This is a genomic window from Rosettibacter firmus (genome assembly GCF_036860695.1).
GTDB classification, from domain to species: domain Bacteria; phylum Bacteroidota; class Ignavibacteria; order Ignavibacteriales; family Melioribacteraceae; genus Rosettibacter; species Rosettibacter firmus.
Genome location: NZ_JAYKGJ010000001.1, coordinates 576575 through 601634, shown reverse-complemented (window position 1 = coordinate 601634; position 25060 = coordinate 576575). Strand labels below are relative to the sequence as shown.

General features: G+C 29.6%; 18 protein-coding genes. 3 read left to right on the top strand and 15 right to left on the bottom strand.

Annotation, left to right across the window (positions count from 1 at the left end; all coding sequences use genetic code 11):
* Positions 1-8 precede the first annotated feature (8 nt).
* A complete protein-coding gene (locus VJY38_RS02600) occupies positions 9-665 on the bottom strand; it encodes a hypothetical protein (RefSeq protein ID WP_353679108.1) in 657 nt (218 codons plus the stop codon).
* A 133-nt stretch (positions 666-798) separates the two neighbouring features.
* On the opposite strand from VJY38_RS02600, the gene VJY38_RS02595 reads away from it, so the two are divergent.
* Positions 799-1017: an FmdB family zinc ribbon protein gene (locus VJY38_RS02595; protein ID WP_353679107.1), complete on the top strand. Its 219-nt coding sequence runs from the start codon at positions 799-801 to the stop codon at positions 1015-1017.
* A 108-nt stretch (positions 1018-1125) separates the two neighbouring features.
* Here the strand turns inward: VJY38_RS02595 and VJY38_RS02590 are convergent, their stop codons facing one another.
* From VJY38_RS02590 to uppS, 14 genes are all read right to left on the bottom strand, one after another.
* Positions 1126-4341 carry a peptidase MA family metallohydrolase gene (locus VJY38_RS02590; RefSeq protein WP_353679106.1) on the bottom strand — a complete coding sequence of 1072 codons (3216 nt, stop codon included), beginning with the start codon at positions 4339-4341 and terminating at the stop codon, positions 1126-1128.
* Positions 4342-4372: 31 nt separating this feature from the next.
* A complete protein-coding gene (rnr, locus tag VJY38_RS02585; RefSeq protein WP_353679105.1) occupies positions 4373-6469 on the bottom strand; it encodes a ribonuclease R in 2097 nt (698 codons plus the stop codon).
* Positions 6469-10956, bottom strand: a complete 4488-nt coding sequence (locus VJY38_RS02580) for a translocation/assembly module TamB domain-containing protein (protein WP_353679104.1) — start codon at positions 10954-10956, stop codon at positions 6469-6471. The genes rnr and VJY38_RS02580 overlap by 1 nt, the downstream gene beginning before the upstream one ends.
* Positions 10953-11435: a D-glycero-beta-D-manno-heptose 1-phosphate adenylyltransferase gene (rfaE2, locus tag VJY38_RS02575; protein WP_353679103.1), complete on the bottom strand. Its 483-nt coding sequence runs from the start codon at positions 11433-11435 to the stop codon at positions 10953-10955. Before rfaE2 ends, VJY38_RS02580 begins: the two co-directional genes overlap by 4 nt.
* Entirely contained in the window at positions 11422-12429 is a 1008-nt protein-coding gene (gene rfaE1 / locus VJY38_RS02570) for a D-glycero-beta-D-manno-heptose-7-phosphate kinase (RefSeq protein WP_353679102.1), read from the bottom strand. Before rfaE1 ends, rfaE2 begins: the two co-directional genes overlap by 14 nt.
* A gap of 4 nt (positions 12430-12433) precedes the next feature.
* A complete protein-coding gene (locus tag VJY38_RS02565; protein ID WP_353679101.1) occupies positions 12434-13495 on the bottom strand; it encodes a ligand-binding sensor domain-containing protein in 1062 nt (353 codons plus the stop codon).
* Between the two features lie 74 nt (positions 13496-13569).
* On the bottom strand, positions 13570-14325 hold the full coding sequence (locus VJY38_RS02560; protein ID WP_353679100.1) for a lipoate--protein ligase family protein: 756 nt from the start codon (positions 14323-14325) through the stop codon (positions 13570-13572).
* Entirely contained in the window at positions 14322-15098 is a 777-nt protein-coding gene (gene lpxA, locus VJY38_RS02555) for an acyl-ACP--UDP-N-acetylglucosamine O-acyltransferase (RefSeq protein WP_353679099.1), read from the bottom strand. The genes VJY38_RS02560 and lpxA overlap by 4 nt, the downstream gene beginning before the upstream one ends.
* A gap of 11 nt (positions 15099-15109) precedes the next feature.
* Positions 15110-16522: a bifunctional UDP-3-O-[3-hydroxymyristoyl] N-acetylglucosamine deacetylase/3-hydroxyacyl-ACP dehydratase gene (locus VJY38_RS02550; protein WP_353679098.1), complete on the bottom strand. Its 1413-nt coding sequence runs from the start codon at positions 16520-16522 to the stop codon at positions 15110-15112.
* On the bottom strand, positions 16522-17583 hold the full coding sequence (gene lpxD, locus VJY38_RS02545; protein ID WP_353679097.1) for a UDP-3-O-(3-hydroxymyristoyl)glucosamine N-acyltransferase: 1062 nt from the start codon (positions 17581-17583) through the stop codon (positions 16522-16524). Before lpxD ends, VJY38_RS02550 begins: the two co-directional genes overlap by 1 nt.
* A 6-nt stretch (positions 17584-17589) precedes the next feature.
* Positions 17590-18090 (bottom strand): OmpH/Skp family outer membrane protein, encoded by a 501-nt coding sequence (locus tag VJY38_RS02540; protein WP_353679096.1) that lies wholly within the window; start codon positions 18088-18090, stop codon positions 17590-17592.
* A 14-nt stretch (positions 18091-18104) separates the two neighbouring features.
* Positions 18105-18635, bottom strand: a complete 531-nt coding sequence (locus tag VJY38_RS02535) for an OmpH/Skp family outer membrane protein (RefSeq protein ID WP_353679095.1) — start codon at positions 18633-18635, stop codon at positions 18105-18107.
* Positions 18636-18658: 23 nt separating this feature from the next.
* A complete protein-coding gene (gene bamA / locus VJY38_RS02530) occupies positions 18659-21157 on the bottom strand; it encodes an outer membrane protein assembly factor BamA (protein WP_353679094.1) in 2499 nt (832 codons plus the stop codon).
* A 1-nt stretch (position 21158) separates the two neighbouring features.
* Complete coding sequence (gene uppS / locus VJY38_RS02525; protein ID WP_353679093.1) at positions 21159-21944, bottom strand: undecaprenyl pyrophosphate synthase; 786 nt, start codon at positions 21942-21944, stop codon at positions 21159-21161.
* A gap of 237 nt (positions 21945-22181) precedes the next feature.
* Between uppS and uxuA the strand changes: the two genes are divergently transcribed.
* Both uxuA and VJY38_RS02515 read left to right on the top strand, forming a co-directional pair.
* Positions 22182-23375 carry a mannonate dehydratase gene (uxuA, locus tag VJY38_RS02520; protein WP_353679092.1) on the top strand — a complete coding sequence of 398 codons (1194 nt, stop codon included), beginning with the start codon at positions 22182-22184 and terminating at the stop codon, positions 23373-23375.
* Positions 23376-23510: 135 nt separating this feature from the next.
* Complete coding sequence (locus tag VJY38_RS02515; protein ID WP_353679091.1) at positions 23511-24797, top strand: alpha-L-fucosidase; 1287 nt, start codon at positions 23511-23513, stop codon at positions 24795-24797.
* Positions 24798-25060 lie beyond the last annotated feature (263 nt).

Here is a 25060-nt window from a genome sequence, read left to right as displayed (position 1 = left end):
ATTTAAATTTATTTAACTTTTTTAGTAAATAAAAATGTAATTACTATTACAAGTACAAATAATGCAGCTATGTAAACCCATAAAGGAGTCTCTTTTAACTTAAATGGCCTGTATGTTGCAGTTATATATTTTCCCGTACCAATTTCATCTAAGGTATATTTCCATGTTAATTTATTTCGCGAAATTTCTGTAGCATTATGATCGAGTATTTGTCCAGGTAAGTAGTAAATAAATGTCATAGAAAAATTTTTACTTTCAAATCCAAACCCTGTTGCAATTGGTTTGATGAATTGTGAAAATATCTTTGTATTCTTTTCACCATCTTTTATAGATAACTTTGAATCCTTAAATACAGGAGTAGAATTAAGTGAATCGAGACTATTAAATTCAAGTTCAACTTTAGCATGTATTGTACTATCTTCATAATCTCTATAAACTTCTACATTTTTAATAGAACTATATTGAGAAGAAAATTCTTTATAAACTGAATCTTGATTAAAAAGCCCTAATTGTTCAACGATGATTGAATCTCTTGGATTGGTCCACTTCATCCAGTAATGAATAAACATATTACCGCTACCATCTTTTTTTATTGTGGTTACCTGCATATAATTTAGGCAACCACTTAAAATCAATAAAAATATTAATGAGAATTTTATTTTCATAAATCGATTAAATTTTGTTGTTTAATATGCAAAAAATGTAATTAATAAACTTGATGTATTTAATGAAAACTCTAATTATTTTTGTAAATTAAATTTACTTTTTTTAGAAAAAATAATGTGATGGAGGTTAGTAATGCCAACTTATGATTATAAATGTTTAGACTGTGGTTATATTTTCGAAGAATTTCAGAATATGACAGATTCCCCGTTAACTGTATGTCCAAAATGTAAAGGGCAATTAAAGAGGTTAATAGGAGCAGGTGCTGGACCAATTTTTAAAGGCACCGGTTTTTATCATACAGATTATAAAATGAAGAATAATAACACTTCTAATAATTCAGGGAAGAAGTAGATAAGAAAAATGAACACAGGTGATGTAAACATTAATAAGTTGTTAATCACCTGTGTTCAAATTTTATTTATTAGAATAAATTTATTCTCTCCCTAAATTTGAATATTCTTAAAAGTCCATACCTATTGAGATATAATATCTTGGAGTAGAAAATTTATCTAAATTCCATTTCCAGGCAATATCAATTTTCCATAAGAATAACATATATATTCTGAAACCAAAACCAGTTCCAATTAATAAATCTTGAGTTATTAAACTATTTTCTTGATTTCTGCCAAAAAGTTTTAATTTTTGTGTATTATTCCAGGCAGAACCTGCATCGAGAAATGCTACACCGAGTATATTCTGAAATAGAAGAGGGAGTGGACCTGTAACTAAATATCTAATTAAAGGCATACGAAGTTCTAAGTTAAGCAATGAATATTTAGTTCCAATTTGTTCAGCATAATCGTAACCACGCAAAGGCATAGCAGGAGATAAAAATGCAAAATCAGATGCATTTTGAATTGGAATGTCCTGTGTAGCAAAACTTCTATTAATCCAGTTTTCTGTTCCACCAATAAAAAATCTCTGTGGATTTGCACCTCCAGAATATCCTCCAGATAATCTTACAGCAAATGAATAATCAAAGAAGAAACGATAATATTTTCTATAGTCATAATTTATTGAATAAAAGCTCTGTTGCTTTCGAGATAATCCGGGATCTCCAAACACAGTTAAGTTATATCGTGTTCCTTCGATTGGAGATGTATATCCATCAAGAGTATTATCGTGTACAAAACTTAAAGCAGGGACAAGATAAGTTGATTTATCTATAGGTTCAAAAATGTTATCAAGATTTTCTGCTGTTACACTCATAAGACTTAAAGAACCGTCGAGTCGATAAAATCTATTAAATGGATAACTAAAAGAAGTTACTAAGCCAAAATTTCTGAAACGATATAAATCGTATCCAAAGAATGAAGTTCTGTATAAAAATCTTGCAGTATGAAATCCTTCTATTCCAAAGTCTAATCTTTTTTCGAGATAATAATAAGCTAATCCGTAATCACTATTTTTAATGTCAATTTGTAAACTGGTAATTCCAATTAATCTATGATTACCCAGTATATCACTAAATGCAAGTATTGTTGTTCCCTGTAAACCATAGAGAGTGCTATATCCAGCATTAGCATAAATTAAATCAGGTGAAAAATTTACTTTGTATCGATTAACAAGGAAGTTTCCTTTTTCATCTAACTTTTCGGTGAAGAGTTGATTCCGTTTTGCTATTCTTGCACTGTCACTTTCTTCATCTGTTGCTCCAAATATATAACGACTATAATCTGTTTTTGTAGAATCTTTTTGATCTTCTTTATGACCAATATATTGTCCAACAAAAAATTTTCTTCCTTCAATACTGGTAGAATCAGCTTTTTCTTCTGATTCTGTTCTTGAAGCAATTTTTATTGAATCAATTTTTGTCGTATCTTTTTCAGAAGTAAACAGAGCAGGTGTTGTATCTTTTTTTGTTTTTAGCAAAGTCATATATTTTGTTGGCTCCAGTGAATCTGCAATAGGATTCATTTCAAATGGATTATTTAACATAAAAATGTTATAGCCAAGTTTGTATAAAGCAGTAAAAACAAGTTTCTTTCCATCATAAGTAATTGAAGGTTGACTAATTTCGCTTAACGAATTTGTAATAGGGAATGCTTTTATTTCTGTAAGTGATTTATTATCTGGTGAATTTAAAATCTCTATTGACTTTTTGTAAATATTGTTTATTCCATTTTGATCTGAAATAAATAAAATTTCTTTACCATCTGGAGATACTACAGGAAATCTTTCATTGCTTAGTTGCCAGTCGGTTATTCTTGTAATTACTCTGGTTTCAACATCAATTGCATAAAGATCTAATTGTTTATAATTGTGGTTGCTCATAAGAAAGTCTGAATTCAGCAACGATGGATTAGTGATATCTCCTCTATCTGAAGCGAATATGATTTTTTTTGAATCTGGAGTCCATACTGGATCGGTATCGCTAAAAATATCGTTTGTAATATTTATTAGTTCATTTGTTTTGAAATTGTATATGTAGATATCTGATTGGATTGAGTTATGTGCATTAAATACTAATTTATCGCCATCGCGTGACCAGTCAACTGATTCAATGCCATCGAATTTAAATGGTAAATCGTAACTTTCTTGATTATTTGTATTTATGATTGTTATTACATCGTAGCCAGCTTTTTTAGTTGAAAGTGCAATTCTAATATTATCTGGAGACCATGTAATTAATGGATGAAGAACAGTTAATTCTTCAAAGTCTGTAGTTTTACCACTTTCAACAATTTTTTTAATAACTTTACCAGTTATTGCATCCATTATATAAACATCAAGAAAAATATCTCTATCTGAAATAAATGCAATTTTATCTCCCTGTGGTGAAATTGCGGGACTTGTATTATAAAAGCCATAAGATTTTTTGTTGTCAGTTAATCTTTTTGCAAATTCATCTGGATCCTGATACTTTGCAATATCTGGCCAGTATTCCTTTTTAAGGCTTTTTTTCCATCGTTCATTTAATTCTTCGAAGTCTATTCCAATTGAAGATTTTAGAGCAGATTCAAGTGAACCGAGTCCCTGAATTTTATTAATAAGTTCACCTAATTTTTGTCGTCCATAAGTATCCGCGATATATTTAAAAACAGATTGACCTCCGCGATAGCCAAGATATCCAGTTAATTGATTAATATCTGGAAGAGATTCGCTAATAATTGCATTTCGAATAAACATGTCAGTATAAGTTTCCCAGCCCTGCGAAAAATATTCTGCGCTTCCTTCCATAAACCAGTGGGGAAGTTGTAATGTTATTCCTTTAGAAATTACATTCTGAATTGATCCACCAAAGTACATATCCTGCATAACAGCATGAACAAGTTCGTGATGAATAACATGTCTAAATTTTTCATAAGAACCTTCGAAAGGGAAGACAACTCGATTTTTAAATGGTTCGGTAAATCCACCAACACCCTGACCAAGATATTCATCGGTTATATTGGTTTCTTGAAAATCATTATGTGAGTTGTATACTACAAGAATTATTCTATTATTAATTTCGTAATTAAAATCCTGTTGAAGTTTAAGAAGAGCATCTTCTGCCACAGCAGCAGTAAATTCAGCAATTCTTTCGCCACCTTTTGCAAAGTATATATCAAAATGTTTAGTTTGAATATAAAACCATTCATGATTTTTATATTGAACTCTGTTCTGCCCAAATTGTGCAAAAAGTGAGCAGGTTATAATTAAGTTAGTCACAATTAAAAGAATAAACTTTTGCATATTTACCTCGCTTATTATAAAAGCTGAGTAATTAATTGATCAGAGCAAAATCGATTTCTCTTTTTTCTTCGTCTACACGAATTAATTTTACATTTACTTTATCTCCAAGGCGAATTCTACGACCTGTTCTTTTACCAAATATTGAATAATTTTTTTCATCGAATACATAATAATCATCTTCCATATCACGATATCTTATTAAACCTTCTGCAAGTGTTTGACTGAGTTCAACAAAAATTCCAAAATTAGTAATTCCAGATACAATTCCCTGAAATCTTTCACCAACTTTACCTTTGAGAAATTCAATTTGTTTCAGTTTAACAGATAATCTTTCTGCATCAACTGCTGTTCTTTCACGTTCGGATGCATGTTGACAAATTTTTTCCAATTCTTCAATATTATATTTTTTCTCCATTTTGTTTTCTAAGAAATTGTAAATAAGATTGTGAACAATTAAATCAGGGAATCTTCTAATTGGCGAAGTAAAATGTGTATAATACTTAAAACCGAGTCCATAATGTCCAATATTTTTTGTTGAATAAATTGCCTTTGCCATAGAACGAATAGCTACTTCGTTTACAACTGCTTCTTCTTCTGTACCTTTAACACTATCAAGTAATTTCTGAAATTCTTTAGATTTATTTGAACTATTAGGATCAAAAGAATATCCCAGAGAACGAACGAATCTTGCAAATTCATCAATTTTTTCTTTATCAGGTTGATCATGTACACGGTATACAAAAGGATATTCCTCAGCTCCTTTTTTAGGCTTAACATGTGTAGCAATTATTTGATTTGCCAATAACATAAGCTCTTCAATTAAATTATGGCTTTCTCCGACTTTCTTTATATTTATTTCTATAGGTTTTCCATTTTTATCCAGTTTAAAGACAACTTCAGGGCTAAAAAAGTTTATACTGCCTTTCTTTATTCTTTTTTCTCTTAAAATTTTTGCAATTTTATTTAATAGAGAAATTTGTTCGTAAAATTCACCTTTACCTTCGTCAATAATTTTCTGGACTTCATCGTAGGTAAATCTTCGCTTACTATTTATAATTGATTTTTTAATTTCATAATTAACAACCTTGCCAGATTGAGTAACTTCGGCAAAAACAGAGAAAGTTAGTCTATCTCTTCCAGGAATAAGTGAGCAAATTTGATTTGATAATTTTTCGGGAAGCATTGGAATAACTTTTCCAACAAGATAAACACTTGTCCCTCGTTTTAGAGCTTCTTTATATGTTGCAGAATTTTCTTTAACATAGTGACTTACATCTGCAATATGAATTCCGAGTAACAAATTTCCATTATCTAATTTTTCAACCGATACAGCATCATCAAAATCTTTAGCATCTTCGGGATCAATTGTAAAAACTATTTTATCTCTTAAATCAATTCGTTTTTTAATTTCAGATTGTGGTATTTCCTCAGAAATTTTTTCAACTTCTTTTAAGACAGATTCTGGAAATTTATATGGAAGTTCAAATTCGCGAGCAATGGATGCTATTTCAACATCAAAAGTACCTGCTTTACCAAGAACTTCTATTATTTTTCCTTCTGGATTTAATTCGGGAGATACCCATTTGATATTACCAACAACAACTTTGTCTCCAGATTTAGCACCATTTAAATTTTTTGATGAAATGTAAATATCTCTATGAATTTTTTTATCATCAGGAATAACAAAATAAAATGAATTACTTTTTTGAAGTATTCCAGTTATTTCTTTTCTACTTCGTTCAATTACATTTACAATTGTACCTTCGATGTTTTTTCCTTTTCTTTTTTGGAAAAGTTTTACTTCGACAAGATCACCATCGAAGGCTGTATTAAGATTTTTCCCTGCAATAAAGACATCTTTGATGTTTTGATTTTTTAAAACAACAAAGCCATAGTCTCCTCGAGAAATTATCTGTAAAACGCCAATTAATTTCTCGGTACCATATCGATTAAGCTGATAATACTTACCGTATTTTTCGAGATATCCTTCTTCTGTTAAATTATGTAAATAATGTTTTAGCTCGGCATATTGAAAGTTATCGTAAATGCCGAGTCTTTCAGCTAAATCTTTTGTTTTGATTTTGAGAAATGGATTACTTTTAAAGAATGACTTAATTTTTTTCTTCATTAGAATAATAACCTATATTTTAGTGCTAATTCATTTATTTTTTCTTCAAGGCTATATTTTTGAACAACAGGATCTTTCCTTTCTAAACGAATTAAGAAATTAGGATTAAACGGATATTCAATTTTAATATTAGCTTTGTTAATGTTTTGAAATACTTCTGTTGTACCACCAATGCTATAGCGAAGATTTTGAATTCTTCCCGAGAAACTAAATTTTGTATATTCTCCAATTCTTGTTATTTGTATGTTATTAACCAGATCACCCACAGCTGAGTTCACAAAACTTGTAAGCATTGCACCTAAGAACGAAGTTGCAGTACTTTGAACATCTGTAATTAAACCTGCTGTTTCTGCTCTATCCTGTGCTGTTAAGTCGTCCTTAAACTTTCCCAGTAGAATAAAAGAAAATGCATCTGAATAATCGTAACGATTATCCTTTATATTGTTTTGAATATTTCTTGTTCCAACATAAACTCCAATGCTTTCAGGATTGTTTGCTAAATTTTTACCAATTTCAGAAAGTGGTCCTTTAATATTAATTTTTACAGCAACTTCTTGAGCTGTGGCATTTGCGTCTCTTGGATTAAGATAATCGCTTATGTAAGTTGCAACTATATCGAGATACGGATTTGTAATATTGCTTTCGAATCTTATTACCCCTTCGGCATTAAATGTTTTAAAGAATTCGAGCTTAGAACCTTGCATTAACTGGAAAAATCCCTGAGCACGAGTAATCCCATCAATATATTCATACTTTAATTCACCTGTGGTTTCTACAAACAACTTTTGATTTGCTGCCTGTGACAGAATAAATAACATTTGAGCAGTATCTTCTATTTTAATTGTTAAATCATAATCAAACTTAAGTTCTTTTTCTTTTAATTTATCATTTTGTTTTTTAATACTTTTTTCGGCTTCAAGTATTTCGGCAAATCGAAGTAGTTCTTTATCAATTTTTGTGGAGTCGACTACATAAGTAATGTTTAAATTATTGTTCGTAGCCTGATAATTATCACTGCTTACTGTATAAATAAGATTAGTATTTTTAAGTAAAACGTTTCCTTTCAAAAATAATCTATTGTCTTTTAAGGTCACAGTCCATTGTGGATTCGTTTCAATAACAAGATCGCCATAAATTTGTGGACTGCTGGATTTAGAAAGTTGACTTAATATTGCAAGTTTTCCTATTAAGTTTATTGATACATCTTTTATTTCAAAGCCTTCATATAAAATTTTTCCCGAGCCAAGAATATCACCACCGTATTTTGTACCTCCAGCATTTGATAGAGATAAACTATCCACTGTAATTTCATTTTTGTTGAATGTTAATTTTAAACCACAACGATAAGGTAGATTATTATTTATTGATACAAGATATCCATCCAGTAAATTTAAATAACCAGCAAATCTTGGTTCGTCAAGTTTACCATTAATATCTACATCAGCAACTAAGTGACCTCTCTGTTCTTTAATAAATGGAATAAGATTTCCAAGCGAGCTCAAATTGAAGTTCTCTGATTTTATTTTAATATCTATTTCTTCATCTTTTATGATTCTATCTTTGACTGAACCAAAACTTAAGTTTATCGGTACTGTCCCACTTATTGTTATTAATGGTTGATTATAATTATAAGTTGAATCTAAGAATCTTAAATCTGTGTCGATTACTTTATTTTCATAATTTAATATTCCAGAAAGATAACCTAATTTTCTTTGAGCATATGAAATATCGTTCACCTTTATATTTGCTGATATTCTTGGATTATTAAATTCGCCATTTACTGATACATTTATATCACAATCTGCTTTCAGGAAAGGATTTATTGTGCCAAATAAATAATTACTCAGAACTTTACCAGAAATGTTATTTGCATTTAATCTTAGATTTTGTTTACCAGTGGATTCAATAATTCCACTTAATGATATTAAAGAAGTATCATATTTTAGAACAAAGCTATTAATTTTAAAGTAGTTTGGATTAAAGTTTATTTTAATTGTATCAGGATTTTTCCATAACATATTTTTGTAGTCGATAGATAAATTGCTCAATAGAAGTTGTTGTTCTACGGGAGATAATAAAATATAACCTTCTGCAGATGTTTTTGCAGAATTTTCTACTGCTGCATAAATATTAAAAAATAATTTGCTTTGATTGAATACAAAATCCAGTTCTATATTTTCAATGTTGCCACCATTATAAAATCTTTTACCAGTTAGAGAAGTTGTTCCAAATAATTTATTGAATGATAGGGAATTATTATTTCTCGTGAAATTTATGTCTGTTATTAAATCTGAGATATAAATTGTTTCGCCATTCTGCATTAGTACAAAATAATCGATATCGAGAGAAGTATTGATTGAAAAATTTGATGATTCATTTTTAATAAAACCTTTTCCTGAACCAACAATATCTAATCGTTCATTGTTCAGTATCGAAGCTATTAAGCTAAAGTCTTTCAATTTAAAATTGAAGTCGAACGCAAGATCTTTTTTTGCAATATCAGGAATTGTTGTTACTAAAGTATCTTCTTTAGTTTCTTTTGAAATAATAGCTAAAGGATTCAGTTGCTTTAATTTATCAGAAATAATTTTTGAAATAGTATTTGATTCGTAAGAAAGAAGATTTATGGCATCACTTAATAGAAAATCGCCTTCAATATTAAAGTCTATAAAATCTGAAACAATATTTATTGTTCTATGATTATTTTCTTTTTTTAGTATTAAATCAATGTTTGAGAATTTTATATCTGTATTTCTAAATTTTGATGAATCAATACCAAATGAAAATGTACCAATTATGCTATCGGGATTGATATGCTGTCCTTCAGCACTGAAATAGAAATTAAGATTGCTTTTGTCTTTATCTTCTTTTGTGAATTCAGATAAGTTAAGGTGTTTTAAGCTTCCTACAATACTATAAATGGGGATTGAATCATTTTTAAAATCTATGTCACCTAAAAAGATTGCTTCTGTTGATTTTGAATATCCTTCAATATCTAAATTGATATTTTTATTTTCTGCTTTAGCTGTTGCAGTAAATTTATCGATCGGGATTTCGTTAATTATAGAATTTTCAATTGTTAATTTAAAATCTGTTTTTAAGTCAGCAGGTTTTACACCTATTCCATTTACATCACCATAAGCATTGAGAAGAGTACTATAACCAATTAATGGTTCTAAATTTATTTCGTTTGTCTGGAATTTAATATTATATGAAATTGGTTGCTCTTTTAAATTAAGTGAACAATCAAAAATTAATTTTCCATTTTCTATGTTTCCACTAAACTTAGCATTAAAATTTGTTGGTTCACCATTAAATTCAATATTGACAGAAGAGACGGAGAGTTTAGCAAATTCAGGAAGTTTTAATTCTGGTAGTAAGGCTATAGCATCTTTGTAATTTATGTCTGTATCAATAATCTTAGCATCTATAAAAAGATTTTCTGGATTGTTAAGGTTGAGCATTCTTCCTTTTAATTCAATATGAGAATCACGATAATCGAGTACAAGTTTTTGAATATTAAAATCACCGAATTTACCACTGGCATTTAATTTTAAAGAAGGAGAGCCTTTTAGGATTTTAGTGCTTTCAATAAACGAAGATAAATCTGTGAAACTGAACTGTTTTATATTAAGATCAATTTGTATTGGACAATTTTTAAAACCTTCTAAATTAGTGTTTTCAAGAATATTTAAACTATCGAGTTTAGCATCTAATTGAATATTGCTGCTATCGGTTTCGAGTACAAAGTTGGAGACACTTGCAAAATTTTTAGTGATGGCAAAATTTCCAGAAATATTTTTTAGTGTAAAGTGATTAAGATTTGGTTTGAATGAGAATTTATTCAATAATATTAGGAAGTCAGAATTTTTAATATCAATAAATGCTTGAGCTGATAAATTCAAATTCGTGATTCTAATGTCATTGTAATTTAGAGTGTTATAAAATTTTTCTGATCTTATATTTTCAAAAGACTGTTTAACAAAATTTATGTTTTTTAATTGTAGATCGTTTACCTGAATAAAGAAGGGGAATTTAGATTTTGTGGTATCTTCTGGTTTAGGTTTAAGTAATTTTTCGTAATTCCATAATCCATTTTCATCTTGCAGAAAATTAATTTTTAGATTTTCAAGAGAGATTTTTCTTACATAGATTTTTTTTAGAATAAGTTGAAGGGGACTTGTTTTAATCTCAATATTCTTTGCATAAAGAAGAGTATCGTTCTCGGTTAACAGGGATGTATTTCTCAAGAAAAGGGAAGTGAGAATTGTTCCTTCAATTTTTTCGATATTAATTTTACCATTAATTTCTTTATTAACAAGTTCAATTACTTTTTTTCTAAAAAGTTCACGAAAAGTTCTTGTTTGTGAAAAACCAATAAAGATGATTAATAAACACACAATTCCCAGAAAAATGCCAATAAAGACATTTATAATTTTTCTGAATAGAGAGCGTTTTCTTTTTGGTTTTACTAATTCATCTATCATTTATCTTTAAATCTCTCAAGAATAGTATTAATTATATTTGTTGTTGATTGAAAGTTAACGAATTCAATTGTTTCGACTCTACCGCCTGCAGCAATTACAATATCACTTCCAACAATTTTATCTTTAGACCAATCAGCACCTTTAACTAAAACATCAGGCACTAATTTTTTAATAACTTCATAAGGAGTTTCTTCTTCAAATATTGTGACATAATCAACGGCTTTCAGGTTTGAAATAATAAATGCTCTTTCGTTTTGTGGTACGATTGGTCTTTTTTCTCCTTTAATTTTTTTCATCGATAAATCTGAATTAATTGCAACAAATAGAACATCGCCAAGAGCTTTTGCTTTATTCAAATAATCAATGTGACCAGCGTGTAAAATATCAAAACAACCATTTGTAAAAACAACAATTTTGTTTTGTTTTTTTAATTCACTTCTTATGGTTAGAAGTTCATCAATGGATTTAATTCTTTCCATTATTAATCTCTTCGATTACTTCATTAAATAATTTGTCAATTGAAATAGGAACGATTCCTACTTCTTCGCAAACGAGTCCACCAGCAAAATTAGCTAAATAAGCTGCATCATAAATTTTTGCACCAGCAGCCAGAGCAATAGTTAATGTTGAAATTACAGTATCACCTGCTCCAGATACATCGGCAACTTTTCTTGCCTTTGTAGGAATTTTTCTTTCAATCTGTCCGTTTTCAAATAAAGCAACGCCTTCTTCTCCTAATGTAAGTAAAACATACTTTGCTTTTAATTTTTCCATTAAAATATTTCCTGCTTTAGTTACATCTTCAGGAGTTTTTATTTTTATGCCAAGTACATCTTCAGTTTCTTTTCTATTAGGTTTAAAGACAGTAACATTTTTATAGGAAAAGAAATTATTGAATTTAGGATCAACAGTAATAATTTTTTTTGATTCATTTGCAATAGAAATTATTTGCTCTATTAATCTGGCTGTTAGAACACCTTTATTGTAATCTTCCAGAATAATTGCATCAATTTGTTTAATATTTTTTTTAAGTATCTCTATAATTTTATTTTCAATTCTGGAATTGATAGGAGTTGTATCTTCTTTATCAATTCTTACAATATGTTGATTATTTGCAATTACTCTTGTTTTTGTAGTTGTTGGTCTTGTTTTATCAATTATTATAAATCGATTATTGATTTTTGCCTGCGACATTAAATCAAGCAAGTTTTTTCCGTTATGATCATTACCTATTACACCAATAGGAAGAGGAATTCCACCAAGCTTTAAAATGTTATGAGCTACATTCATTGCACCACCAAATCTTGAAAATTCATTATCAACTGCTACAATTGGTACTGGAGCTTCTGGTGAAATTCTACTTACTTCGCCCCAGTAATAACAATCGAGCATCATATCTCCAATAATTGCAATTTTTTTATTATAAAATTTTTTCTTGAGTTTGTTTAATTGTTTTAATGTAGTGTTCAACATTTTATTATCTCCATTGTGCAAGTTGATTAAAGAAATTTATTTTTATTAGACCATTTTCTGAACCAAGCCACAAGTAGGTGCCATCAAAAAAAATTTTGTTTATTGTTTTAGGAATTCTTTCATCGTTTATTGGAATAATTTTATTATTAATTCTATTTATTAATACAAGTCCACGACCATATAATTCTTTTGTTTCTTTTCCAAATTGATAAAGAGAGACCCAGATATAATTGCCTGTTCTTTCAAGATCATAAATTCCATTAGCTGGTAATCCATTAGTATTGTCAAATCTAATCCATTCATTTTTACGATTATACCTGAATAAACCACCGAGATTGAATTCAGGTCTTTCAGCAGTAATAAATTCATCGAGACCAATCCAGATGAAATTTCTTTCCAGTAATATTGTTGAAATAGAAACTTGCTCACCTTCTCCATTGAAGTAATTATAACGATTGTCGTAAAATGTAATTGCATCAGGACTGTTCAAATCTTTTGATTTATCATACTTATGCAAACCAGCTTCTGTTCCGAACCATACAATACTATCACCATCAACAAGAATTGTTTTTATTGTATTTGTTTTTTCGTTATTGTTAATCTTTAAATTATAGTCTGTAAATCTTTTAGTTTTCAAATCATATTTTGTTAGATACTGAAATCTTCCTATCCATACAACATTTTCATATTTGTCATAAGCAATCGAACGAATCCAGTTTGAAAGTTGACCACCAAGAGCAAATTTTCTTTTTGTCCAGAAGTTTCTATTTTTATCATAAATAAAAAGACCATCAATTGAGCCTGCCCATACATAATCTTCGTTAGCAGTTATGCAATAAAAAAAGTCGTGTTGTAAATTTCCTTTTAGTGTTGAGTACTGTTCCCATTTATCTTGTGATGGAATATATCTAAATATACCAGATCCATTTGTAGCAATCCAGATATCCTTACCATCACTGCAGATATCCATTACCGAAGAACCTTTTAAATAAAAATCGTATTCACTAAGTGATTGTGAAAAGAGTAATGAACTAAAAATTAATACGATTACAAAAATATTTTTCATAGCAATAAGTATTCAATTATTTTCAAATTGAAAAATAATATTAAGATTGTTCTGATGGAAATTCAATGAAGCAATTATTTTAGGATTGACAAATTTATTTCAGATTTATCAAATTCAATATCCCATACTTTCTTAAAGCCATTTATCAAGCATTCAGAAAGTTTAATATAATCAACCTGTTTTCCAGTAATTGTTTCTACTTCAATTGTTTTTTGAGATATTTCATTTTTTAGTTGAGTTCTGGTAGTTTCATCAGTATTAATGTAATCAACTAAATTTCTGTGATATTTTCCGCATAATAACGAACCATGCTGAAGAATTACGTTGTTTAATTTTCTCTGAGCACTGCCAATTAATTTTCTGCCATTAAATTTAACTTCGTTTTTAGCAGAACTTCCAAAACAAATAATTCCAGATGGTTGATTCAGTAGTTTGAGAAAATCTGGTTGATTATTTTCTAATTCAAGGTTATGAAAAACAGGATGATAAAGTTTTAATCCTTCAATCAAGGCGAAGGAAATTTTTTGATAAACTTCTTTTGCACTATTAATTCTGGAAAAAGGGAGAATAACAGAATAAGTAATTTCTTCTGCATGAAGAATTGCCCGTCCACCAGTTGGTCTTTTTACTACATCAATTCCATCTTTCTCAGCTTTTTGAAGATTAATATCTTCGAATTTTTGATGAGCTCCAAGTGAAATACAATATGGTTTCCATTTATATAGTCTAAGATAAGCTTCATTATCTTTACAAATTTTTGCAAGCTCCAGATCAAATTGCATGTTGTATTGACCTGGAGCTTCTAAGAATTCTATCAGAAACCATTTCATCTTCGTACTACACCGCGTTCAGAAGATTCAATAAATTTTATTATATTTTTGACGAGTGGATGTTCGGAGTATTTTTCTTTTAATTTTTGAAGTGCAGCAGAATGATTTAAACCAGAGTTATAAAATATTCTATATGCTTCTTTTAATGTATTAATATCTTCGCTTGAAAAATTTCTGCGTTTAAGTCCAACAGTATTTAAGCCCATAAATCTTGCGGGATATCCACTTACGAGTGAATAGGGAGGAATATCTGTTCCAACCATTCCACCACCACCAACCATAGCATGTTGACCAATTTTACAGAATTGATGAACCGCCCCCTGTCCACCAATTATAACTACATCTTCAATTTGAACATGACCGGCAATTTGAGTTGCATTTGAAATTATCACCTTATTTCCAATTACACAATCATGTGCAACATGAACATAAGCCATCAGTAAACAATTATTTCCTATCACAGTTTTTCCGGTAGCAGCAGTTCCTTTATGAAGAGTTGCAAATTCTCTTATTACTGTATCATCTCCAATATAAAGGTAAGTTTCTTCATTTGCATATTTTAAATCCTGTGGCAGGTTGGAAACAGAGGCTCCCTGAAATATTTTTACACGACTCCCAATTCTGGCACCATTATAAACAACTACATGTGGACCAATAATACAATCATTACCAATTTCAACATCATCATGAATGATTGTGTATGGACCAATTTCAATGTTATCGCCTAATTTTGCTTTTGGACTAACAATTGCGGTTGAATGAATTTTATTCATATCAATAGTATTTAGTTCTGAGGTTTATTTTCTTTATCTACAATTGCACCCATAAATTCTGCTTCGGCTACAACATTTCCATCAACATAAGCAGTTCCTTTGATGGAAAAGTATTTTGTTTTTTTAGAAATTATTTCTGCTTCAAGAATTAATTGATCACCTGGTACAACAGGTTTTCTAAATTTTGCATTGTTAATGCTCATAAAATATACGAGATGGTTTGCTGGATCAATGAATGAATTTAAAACTAATATTCCACTTACTTGAGCCATAGCTTCAATAATAAGAACTCCGGGCATTATTGGTTGTCCAGGGAAATGACCAGGGAAAAATGGTTCATTAATTGTAACACATTTTACACCTACAACTTTTTTATCCAGTTCAAGATCAATAATTTTATCGACGAGCAGAAATGGATAACGATGTGGTAAAATTCTTTGTATGGCATTTGCATCAAAAACAACGCCTTCTTTTTTAACATGTTGATATTTTTTAACAAGTTTTTTCTGTTGATAAAGAGTTCTAATTTTTTTTGCAAATTCTACATTTGCTTTGTGTCCTGGACGAGCTGCAAGTATTTGTGCTTTAATAGGAACTCCAATTAAAGCTAAATCGCCAAGCATATCAAGTAATTTATGTCTTACAGGTTCATTTTTGAATCGTAAAACATTATTACTTAAAAATCCTTCATGAGTCACAGAAATATCATCTGCAAGGTTAAGTTTTTCTTTTAATCTTTTTAATCCTTCTTCGTCAATTTCATGGTCAACAATTACTACAGCATTATTGATATTTCCACCTTTAATTAATCCCTGATCGGCAAGCATTTCAACTTCGCTTAAAAAGCAAAAAGTTCGTGCAGGTGCAAATTCGGTAACAAATTCTTTTTCGAGATTAAATAAACCAGTGTGTTGACTTCCGAGAGCAGGATTTTGATAATCCACCATAATTGTTATTCTATAGTCATTTAATGGAAGTGCTACAATATCAATTTTTTTTTCTTCATCGTGATACATAACAGTCTGATCAATAACAAGATAATCTTTAGGACTATTTTGTGTAACAAAGCCTGCTTCGAGTAATTTTTCGACAAAAGGCATTGCACTTCCATCGCCTACAGGTGGTTCAATTCCATCTATTTCAATTATAATATTATCTATTTGTAAGCCTGCAATTGCAGCGAGTACATGTTCGACTGTATGAACTTTTGCTTCGCCAATGCCGAGTGTTGTTCCACGAGATAGATCTACAACATAATCGACATTAGCAGGAATCTCTGGGCTACCTCCCAGGTCGACTCTGATAAATTTTATACCATAATTTTCTGGAGCAGGTTTAAATGTAATAGTACATGATGTACCTGTATGTAAACCAGTACCTGATAATGAAACTGGTTTAGCTATTGTTCTTTGTAATTCTAACATTAATTACCCTTTTTTTCTGTTAATTCTAAAATTTTACTTTCCAAAGATGCAATTTTTTCTTCTAATTTTTTAATTCTTTCTAAGTAAGAAGGTAAATTTCTTACGTGGGCTTCTAATCTTAATTGAGTTGACATTTCTTCGGCAGGTGAACCTCTATATTTTCCAGGTTTCTTAATTGATTTTGAAACACCAGCTTGAGCACCGATAATTGTTCCATCTGCAATTTCAATGTGACCAACAAAACCAGATTGACCAGCAATCATACAATGTTTTCCAATTTTTGTACTGCCAGAAATTCCAGCCTGAGCTGCAATGGCTGTGTGTTCACCAATAACGACATTATGTGCTACCTGAACAAGGTTATCTATTTTAACACCTTTTTTAATTAATGTTGATCCAAGTGCTGCACGATCAATTGAAACATTAGAACCTATTTCAACATCATCTTCAATAACCACATTTCCAATTTGTGGAACTTTTTCATATTCACCTCTATCGTTTAAAACATAACCAAATCCATCTGAACCTATACAAGTGTTTGAATGAATTATCACATTATTTCCAACCACACAATTTTCTCGTATTGTTACGTTAGGATAGATTAAAGTATTTGAGCCAATTTTAACATTGTCCATTATTACAGTATTATGAAAGATTATAGTGTTATCTCCAATCTCACAGTTTTCTGATATTACAACATTTTTACCTATTGCAACATTTTTTCCAATTTTTGCAGTTGGATGAATTGAAGCAGTAGAATCGATGCCAATCAAATTTAAATTTGGTTTTAAAAATGTATTAATAATTTTTTGAAAAGCTACATTAGGATTTTTAACTTCAATATAACTTATATCGGTTCTTGTCTTTTTAAATTCTGGACTTATAATTACAGCTGATGCTTTAGTGGTTTCGAGATATTTTTCGTAAGCAGGGAGATAGAGAAATGTAAGATCACCTTCTTTTGCTTCTTCGATTTTTGCAATGTTAGAAATTTCGAGTTCAGGATTTCCAATAACAACACCGCCGACAAAGTCGGCGGCATCTTTCAATTTAATTTTCATAGAAACTCACTTTAATTTTTCTAAAACTAAATTTGTGACATCATATTCTTCTTTTGCATAGAGAAACATAATATCACCACTTCTATCAAAAATAAAATCATAATTATTTTCTTTTGCAACTTCCTGAATTGCATTAAAGATTCTATTGAGAATCGGTTTATTTAATTCTTCCTGTTTTTGAAATAATTCTCCTCTTACACCAAATTTTTCCTGTCTGAATTTTGATATCTGATCTTCGAGTTGAACGAGTTCCTTTTCAATTTCGACACGTCTTTGTTCACTTAAGATTAATTTTCTTTTTTCATAATCATCATACTTGGCTTTCCAGTCTTTTTCTAATTTACTTAATTCTTCCTGCCATTCTTTAATCATAGCATCTAATTTTTTTTGTGCATCCTGATATTCAGGAAGCTGTTTCATAATTGCATCGCTATCCACATAACCAATCTTTAATTGAGCAAAAGAAACTGTTGTAAGAAGAAAGCCTATTAATATGAGTTTTTTCATTTTTAAATTCCGTTTTATTTTCCTCTTTTAAGACGATCAAGTACTTTGAATGTTATATCAAAAGATGGATCGGCATAAAGTACAACAACATCACCAGCTTTGTCGAGCACAAAGTTCATTCCTTCTTCTTTTGCTATATCTTCAATTGCTTTGAATATTTTTTGTTTAACTGGAGTCATTAATTGTTCCTGTTTTACAAAATATTCCCCATTTGGTTGAGCGAATTTTTGTTCTCTATATTGCTGTAATTTTTGTTCTTTCTCAATTATTTTTTGTTGTGCTTCACGTTGTTTTTCCTGAGTCATAGTTTGAGCTTGTTTTTGATATTCGGCATAAGCATTCTGTAAATCTGCTGCCATACTATCGGCTTCTTTTCTCCATTTTGATACCATTGCTTCAAGGTCACTTTTAGCTTTAATAGCTTCTGGATATTGTGCTAAAATAATTTCTGAATCAACATAACCTATTTTTAATGGATTTGTTTGTTGAGTTTGAGCAAAGACTGTTGCAGTCAAGAAAACAGATAATATTATTACTTTTTTCACGTTAACCTCTTTATTAATTTAAGTTAAAAACCTTTTCCAAACTGGAAATGGAATATCCATTGTGGATCTTTTCCGTCAACACTTTTACGGTCGAATCCGTATCCATAATCAAATCCAAGTAATCCAATTGGATTAATTAAAACTCTTGCACCAACACCAACTGATCTTTTTAAATCAAAGAAATTTGCCTGTTTAATATCAAAATAAACATTACCTGCTTCTGCAAATGCTAATAAATATATGGGAATTGGTTCTAATGCTAAAGCTCCTCTTAATTCAAATGTGTATTTAACCATAACACGACTTCCAATAACATTACCACCTGCATCAACAATTCCTAAACTTCTATCTTCATAACCACGTAAAGGAACTGTAGCAATAATCATCCCATTTCCACCCATGTAGTAGAAATCGAATGGATCAATTTTTTTGAAATCACCAAGATTATGAATATAACCAAGATTGGTATTTGCATAGAGTACAATTCTATTCGTATTGAATAAAGCCTTATACCAGTCAGTTGTTAAATCGAATTTATAATAATCTACATTACCTGGCAATAATGGTCCACCAGAAAATTCTGCATTAAAAGCAAATTTAGAACCACGAGAAGGGAATATTGGATTATCGATGTCTGTTCTTGTAATAGCTGTGCCAATTGTGTATTGTCTTGTAAGTCCTTCTATGTAAAATCCTCCACCATCAATTATATCGTTATACTGAAATCTAAATGATCCCTGAACATAAAAGTAATCATCTGGCCAGGTTAATCTTCGACCAAGTCTAAATGAAATACCGGATTTTCTCATATCATAAACATATCGTTGTCGAGTATCGAATAAATCGAATCCAATAGATGTGGGAGTATCCATTAACCATGGTTCGGTAAAACCAAGTGAAAATGTTCTATAATAATTTCCTACTCCAAATTGCCAGTTGAAATTTAGAATTTGTCCACCACCCATTTGAAATGGTTCAGTAATTGAAAAATTTGTTAATGTAAAACCAATTGCACCACTAAATCCAAATGCTCCACTGTATCCAACCGAAGCGTTTAAATAATCACTCGATTTTTCTTCTACTTTATATATTAAATTAACTGTACTATCATTTACAGGTCTATAATCAATGCCAGATTTATAAAGACTTTCCGAGTTAAAATATTGGAGATTGGCAAGTTGTTGTAAACTTCTTATTATCAATCCACGACTGAAATAATATCCAGGCACAGTAAATAATTCTCTTCTAATTACTTTATCTTTGGTTTTTGTATTTCCCTGAATATCGACTTTACCAATTTTAAATCTATTTCCTTCGTTTATTTTTATAATAATATCAATTGAGTCATCTGAAACTTTTTGTTCTTTTGCTTCGAGTGAAAAAGCCAGATATCCATTATCTTGATAAAGTGAAGAAACATCGGATTGTTTTTCGTTATAATGAAGATTTTGATTAAATCTTTCGTAGTTATATATATCTCCTTTTTTGAAGTTTAGTCTTTCAGAAAGAACTTCATCGGAATAAACAGTGTTTCCTTCCCATACGATATTTCTTACTTTATATTGATTTCCTTCGTAAACATCAATAATTAAATCGACAAATTTTTTATCTTCTGAATAGATCAAAGTATCACGTAGAATTACAAAATCTCTATAACCGTTTTTCAAATAAAATTTTTGTAGAAGTTCTTTATCTTTTTCGAATTTATCTTTTTTAAAGTTAGCAGACGACCAGAACTTCCACCATTTTTTTTCTTTTGTATCATTAAATTCACTTTTGAGATCGTCATCATCGTAAGCAATATTACCATTAAATTCGATTTTTCTGATTTTTACTTCTTCACCTTCTTGAATATCGAGAATTACAAGAACTCTTTCTTTAATTCTCTCAATTGAACTAAATGATATTGCTTTTTTTAATTCATAAGTTGTTTGATATTCATCAGAAAAATCTTTTTCGTTTCTCCATGTAACTGTTATTTCGTCTTCAGATGTATCGGCTTTAAGAAATGTATAATATTTAGGTGTGATTTTCGCATTGAGATAACCTTCTTCGGTATATAAATCTTTAATTTTCTGGATTATTCTTGCTACTTCTTGTGGCTTGAGAGTTTGTCCCCTTACAATAGTAATTTCTTTATTGATTTTATCTGTGCTTACTTCGTCATTTCCTTTAATAACAAATTGTTCGAGACGGGGATATTCTTTAATTTTTATTTGAAGAAAAATTCCATCATCAATTTTTTTTTCGATTATTAACTGAATATCTTCAAAAATTCCAAGTTTCCACAATCTTTGAATTGCATTGTTTGTTTGATCGCTTGGTATTGAAATTTCGTCACCAACTTTTAGTCCTGTGTTTGCAATAATTGTCTGAGCATCAGCAGTTTTATTACCAGTAACATTAATTCCAAGAATTTTATAAGTAGATTTTTGAAATTGTGGAAAAGTAGAAGTTGATAAAGCTATAAAGTAAATAAGTAAAAAGTAAATAAAAGTAATTTTTAAAGAAGGTTTTTGCATTTTAATTTTTCTTAAAGTTTTTTGATAGTTGTTCGCTTACTAAACCAAATCTTCGTTCTCTTTTCTGATAATCTTTAATTGCATCGAGTAATTGTTTACATCTAAAATCTGGCCATAGAGTATCTGTTACATAAATTTCTGAATATGCAATTTGCCATAAAAGAAAATTACTAATTCTAAATTCACCTCCACTTCTTATCAATAAATCTGGATTAGGTAAACCAGCTGTAGTGAGATTATTTGAAATTAATTCTTCATTAATTGCATCAATAGAAATTTTACCAGTTAGAACCTGTGCACTTATATTTTTGACTGCTTCAACAAGTTCCCATCTTCCACCATAACTTAGAGCTAAGTTTAAAATCATCTTAGAATTATTAGCAGTTTTTGCAATTGCACTATCGAGTTCTTTTTGAACTATTTCAGGTAGTGAATTTTTGTCGCCAATTGTTGTTAACTTAATATTATTTTTATTGAGTTCATCAGTTTCTTTTTTTAGACTTCTCACAATAAGTTTCATTAAAGTAGAAACTTCTTCTTTTGGACGTTTCCAGTTTTCGGTTGAAAATGTATATAGAGTTAAAACTTTCACTCCAAGTGCAACACAAGATTCTACAATTAAGCGAACCGTCTCAACTCCACGTTTGTGACCGGCAACTCGAGGTAAATTTCTTTTTTTAGCCCATCTACCATTTCCATCCATTATAATTGCAATATGATTCGGAATATTTCCTTTGGCTTTAACCTCTTCAATGGCTTTCTTTTCTTTGTCTGTTAATACTTTCAATTTTGCTTTTATTTTTTAGGCTTGAAAAAATACTTCCCCATGCAGTAAATGTCAAGAAATTGGAAAGAAAGTTTACTGTTAATTTATTGAATTTAATGCGAGTGTCAAACATCATTTTAAAAATATGTATTCATGTAGAATGATTTATATAAAAATTTTTGATTTAATGAAATAGAAAAAATGAATTTATAAATTTGTAAATCTGTTATTACATAAAAAACTTAAAGGAATATAATTATGGCATTCGAAGAAACATGGCGATGGTTTGGACCAAACGATCCATTTTCTTTAAAAGAAATAAAACAAACTGGAGCTAAGGGAATTGTTACTGCATTACATCATATTCCGATAGGAGAAGTATGGTCTGTAGATGAAATTATTAAAAGAAAGAAAATGATAGAAGAAGAAAAATTAAAATGGTCAGTTGTAGAAAGTGTTCCAGTTCACGAAGATATAAAAAAGAGAAAAGGTAACTATAAGTTATATATAGAAAATTATAAAGAGACAATTAGAAACTTAAGTAAATGTGGCATTGATATAGTTTGTTATAATTTTATGCCAGTACTTGATTGGTCGAGAACAGATTTAGAAACAGTTTTTGATGATGGTTCAATCACAACAAAATTTGAAACAAAAGCATTTGCAGCATTCGACTTATTTATTTTAAAAAGAAAAGATGCAGAAAAAGATTATACTGAAAAACAAATTGAAGAAGCAAAACAATATTTTAATAGCTTGAGTGATTTTCAAAAAGAAAAATTAGTTAATACAATATTATTTGGACTTCCTGGCTCATGGGAAACTTATACTCTGGAAGAATTCAAAAAATCACTTGAAGATTATAAAGATATTAATAAAAATGATTTAAGAAATAACCTGATCTATTTTTTAAATGAAGTTATTCCTGTTGCAGAAGAGTCGAATGTTTTTATGGTAATTCATCCCGATGATCCACCACGTTCATTACTCGGTTTACCAAGAATTGTTAGCACAAAGGAAGATATTGAAATTATTTTGAGTTCAGTTAATTCTTATAATAATGGTTTGACTTTGTGTACAGGATCGCTCGGTGCTGGATATGAAAATAATGTTGTTGAAATTGCAAATGCTTTTTCTGATAGAATTAATTTTCTTCACCTGCGTAATGTTATTAGAGATTCTCAAGGCAACTTTATGGAAGCAGATCATCTTAATGGTGACATTGATCTTTATAATGTTATTAAATTACTTTTAATTGAACAAAAGAGAAGAATTCAACAGGGAAGAAAAGATGTTCGAATGCCCATGCGTCCAGACCATGGTAGATTGATGATACCAGATATGAATAAAAAAGGAATTTATCCAGGTTATTCTTTATTTGGTAGAATGAGAGCACTTGCTGAACTTCGTGGACTTGAATTAGGAATTATTCATTCATTAGGAATTGAGTAAAATTATAAGTTCACTTTAATAATTTTCATGAACATTTCTTCTTTGAATATTCCATCCCTTTTTATTTTTAATAGATGAATTAGGTTAACTATTTTTTTATTTTCATATAACCAATTAAAAATGGTGGGTTATAAAATGAAAATAGTTTTAAAGTTTTTATTGTTTTTTGTTGTTTCAATTATTTATTCTCAAAATTATAGACCTTCAGAAGAAAATTTAGCTAATCGAGAATGGTTTCAGAATGCGAAATTTGGGATGTTTATTCATTGGGGAGTTTATAGTGTACTTGGAGATGGAGAATGGGTTATGCAGCAGAAAAAAATTGATAAAAAAACTTATGAACGTCTTGCTGGTTTTTTTAATCCAGTTGAATTTAATCCACAAGAGTGGGTTTCAATAGCAAAGAATGCTGGAATGAAATATATTACTATTACTACAAGACATCACGATGGATTTTCGATGTTTTATACAAAACAATCTGACTGGAATATTGTGGATAAAACTCCATATAAAAAAGATATAATAAAATTACTTGCAGAAGAATGTGAAAAACAAGGGATCAAATTATTCTTTTATTATTCTCTGGTTGATTGGTATCACGATGATTATTTCCCACGTGGAATGACAGGACAATATAGTGGTAGACCGGATACTGGCAACTGGAATAATTATATAAATTTTATGAAAGCTCAGCTTACAGAATTATTAACTAATTATGGAAGTGTTGCAGGAATCTGGTTTGATGGACTATGGGATAAAAAGAATGCGGACTGGAAATTAAAAGAGATATATGAATTAATTCATAAATTACAACCAGCTTGTTTAATCGGTAATAATCATCATCTTGCACCAATTGAAGGAGAAGATTTTCAAATGTTCGAAAAAGATTTGCCTGGTAGAAATACTTCTGGCTTTAGTGGTGAAGCTGAGATTGGTAGACTTCCACTGGAGACCTGTGAAACAATTAATAATTCATGGGGCTTTAATTTACTTGATAAAAATTTTAAATCTGTAAAAGAACTAATACAATATTTAGTAAAAGCTGCAGGAAATAATGCAAACTTTTTATTAAACGTTGGACCAATGCCTAATGGAAAAATTCAACCAGAATTTGTCTCTCGATTAAAAGAAATTGGTGATTGGTTGAATAGATATGGAGAATCAATTTATGGAACACGTGGTGGTCCTGTACCACAAAAATCATGGGGTGTTACAACACAGAAAGATTCTAAAGTTTATATTCATATTCTGAACTATGAAAATCAAAACTTGTTACTACCAGATTTTGGGAAGAAGATAAAAAATATTTATTTGTTTGATGGAACAAAACTAAATTATAAACAGGATTCTTTTGGTATTGCAATAAAAATTCCAGAAGAAAAAATTGATCCTGTTGATACAATAATAATTGCTGAATATTAGGGTTTTATTTCAATTAGATTTTAATTCATCATTGAAGGATAATTTTTTTAAGAGTGATATTTGTTATTTGTATAAAGTTATTGATAAGAAATGTTATAATAGTTCTTTTGAGAATTTCAAATTGGTAATTATATATTAAAGTGAACTTTAATTTATATGAATGATATTTTGAATATTCTGATATATAAAAAATCGCCGGAGTTATAAAAGGAATTTAGCTCCGGCGAATTTATCAATGTAGCACAGACTATTAGTCTGTGATG

What these genes read in the sequence shown, in the direction of transcription:
- VJY38_RS02600 (WP_353679108.1), bottom strand. Translation starts at nt 665, where the DNA reads ATGAAAATAAAATTCTCATTAATATTTTTATTGATTTTAAGTGGTTGC.
- VJY38_RS02595 (WP_353679107.1), top strand. Translation starts at nt 799, where the DNA reads ATGCCAACTTATGATTATAAATGTTTAGACTGTGGTTATATTTTCGAA.
- VJY38_RS02590 (WP_353679106.1), bottom strand. Translation starts at nt 4,341, where the DNA reads ATGCAAAAGTTTATTCTTTTAATTGTGACTAACTTAATTATAACCTGC.
- rnr (WP_353679105.1), bottom strand. Translation starts at nt 6,469, where the DNA reads ATGAAGAAAAAAATTAAGTCATTCTTTAAAAGTAATCCATTTCTCAAA.
- VJY38_RS02580 (WP_353679104.1), bottom strand. Translation starts at nt 10,956, where the DNA reads ATGATAGATGAATTAGTAAAACCAAAAAGAAAACGCTCTCTATTCAGA.
- rfaE2 (WP_353679103.1), bottom strand. Translation starts at nt 11,435, where the DNA reads ATGGAAAGAATTAAATCCATTGATGAACTTCTAACCATAAGAAGTGAA.
- rfaE1 (WP_353679102.1), bottom strand. Translation starts at nt 12,429, where the DNA reads ATGTTGAACACTACATTAAAACAATTAAACAAACTCAAGAAAAAATTT.
- VJY38_RS02565 (WP_353679101.1), bottom strand. Translation starts at nt 13,495, where the DNA reads ATGAAAAATATTTTTGTAATCGTATTAATTTTTAGTTCATTACTCTTT.
- VJY38_RS02560 (WP_353679100.1), bottom strand. Translation starts at nt 14,325, where the DNA reads ATGAAATGGTTTCTGATAGAATTCTTAGAAGCTCCAGGTCAATACAAC.
- lpxA (WP_353679099.1), bottom strand. Translation starts at nt 15,098, where the DNA reads ATGAATAAAATTCATTCAACCGCAATTGTTAGTCCAAAAGCAAAATTA.
- VJY38_RS02550 (WP_353679098.1), bottom strand. Translation starts at nt 16,522, where the DNA reads ATGTTAGAATTACAAAGAACAATAGCTAAACCAGTTTCATTATCAGGT.
- lpxD (WP_353679097.1), bottom strand. Translation starts at nt 17,583, where the DNA reads ATGAAAATTAAATTGAAAGATGCCGCCGACTTTGTCGGCGGTGTTGTT.
- VJY38_RS02540 (WP_353679096.1), bottom strand. Translation starts at nt 18,090, where the DNA reads ATGAAAAAACTCATATTAATAGGCTTTCTTCTTACAACAGTTTCTTTT.
- bamA (WP_353679094.1), bottom strand. Translation starts at nt 21,157, where the DNA reads ATGCAAAAACCTTCTTTAAAAATTACTTTTATTTACTTTTTACTTATT.
- uxuA (WP_353679092.1), top strand. Translation starts at nt 22,182, where the DNA reads ATGGCATTCGAAGAAACATGGCGATGGTTTGGACCAAACGATCCATTT.
- VJY38_RS02515 (WP_353679091.1), top strand. Translation starts at nt 23,511, where the DNA reads ATGAAAATAGTTTTAAAGTTTTTATTGTTTTTTGTTGTTTCAATTATT.